Source organism: Paenibacillus sp. 01T422 (genome assembly GCF_056398785.1).
The window spans coordinates 1-1,225 of the sequence record NZ_JBFTQB010001312.1; the positions used below are offsets into that span (position 1 = coordinate 1).

Genomic DNA, 1,225 nt, shown 5'->3' on the forward strand with positions numbered 1-1,225 from the left:
AGATTATAATGTATTCCTTCATTGTCTTGGAACTCAATTAGTAAAACAGCCTCATTTTCAATAATAAGCGCACAAGCTCTTACCCGAATTGGATAAGTCAATCTGATCATCGCCTTTCGATAGGTGTCGGTGTCACTTTCCAACTACTGCAGTACTTGATTTTCTGGCAAATGAAAGACAGAAATGACCCCCTGAATGTGATAAGCAACCTTCTCCTCTGTAACAAAACACAGGATAGCACTCGTCGGCCGATCACGAACCGCAATAATCGTCATTCCCAGGACTTCCGCATTCATACGCACAATATAGTGAAACTTCGTTGTTCCATTGATACTTAAACCTTCAATTGTATGTTGAGCAATCCTAATCTCCTGCTCACTTAACCCTTTTTCGAAAATGGATGAAATATCAAGCAGCAAATCTGGGAACTCATCCATATCAATCCTCGTCCCAGCTACGGCTTCATCCTCTAGAATATCAGGATTTCCAGATAATTGCAGTACGTTATTTTTGAATCCGGACATCGCCATATAGATCCTCGTGAAGAATGAAATTAACATATGATTGCTCCTCCCGTTTGCTGAGTGCAACATTCTCAAGCGTAAGTCGCGCGGCTAACTTGGAACAGTATTAGATATATTGTTTGGAAAGTGAAAAAAGCCCAGGAATGGGCTTTTTATTTATTAAGAGCAAAGGGGGGGGCTTAACCAATACAATTAACTAAAAAAGTTAACTGCTAAAATTGAAAAAATAAAGAGCCTACACTCTGTGAGTGAAGGCTCTTGCAGGTTTAGAAAGTATCTGATAACCTGTTTTATTGTTTGTAATTTTCGTTTCTTTTTTTATTCTTGGCTGCACTAGAGATTTCATTCATGAATATATCTAAATTCGCACCTTTAAATTTCTGCATATATTTTGATTCTGTTCTGGATGACACTTTTCCATCCTTTATATTCCATATGCCATCATCAAAATTATAAGACCAATAATCTCCTGCATCTGTTTTGACAAGCATTAAAATTACTTCTTCACCTTTTTTAACATGGTTATTATTTTCTAATGAATTTGATGAGGAACCGTGTTGTAAATAAGTAATTATATCGGTATCCATTTTCCCATAAAGAACTTTATCTACTTTTATATTTGCAGGTGTCACATCAAACGAAAAGTTTTGTTTACTTTGAACTCCAGCATCCTTCTGATAAGTTTTACCCTCATTTAATAC

2 protein-coding genes and 1 pseudogene are annotated in these 1,225 nt (G+C 36.2%); all 3 read right to left on the reverse strand.

The features are described 5' to 3' along the window. Positions 1 to 101: pseudogene (locus tag AC1DUA_RS38315) on the reverse strand (NUDIX domain-containing protein); the annotation flags it as partial. Positions 102 to 143: 42 nt separating this feature from the next. Beyond that, positions 144 to 560: a hypothetical protein gene (locus tag AC1DUA_RS38320; protein ID WP_477504671.1), complete on the reverse strand. Its 417-nt coding sequence runs from the start codon at positions 558 to 560 to the stop codon at positions 144 to 146. Positions 561 to 814: 254 nt separating this feature from the next. Continuing rightward, a partial coding sequence (locus AC1DUA_RS38325) for a hypothetical protein (RefSeq protein ID WP_477504672.1) occupies positions 815 to 1,225 on the reverse strand: 411 nt, incomplete at its 5' end.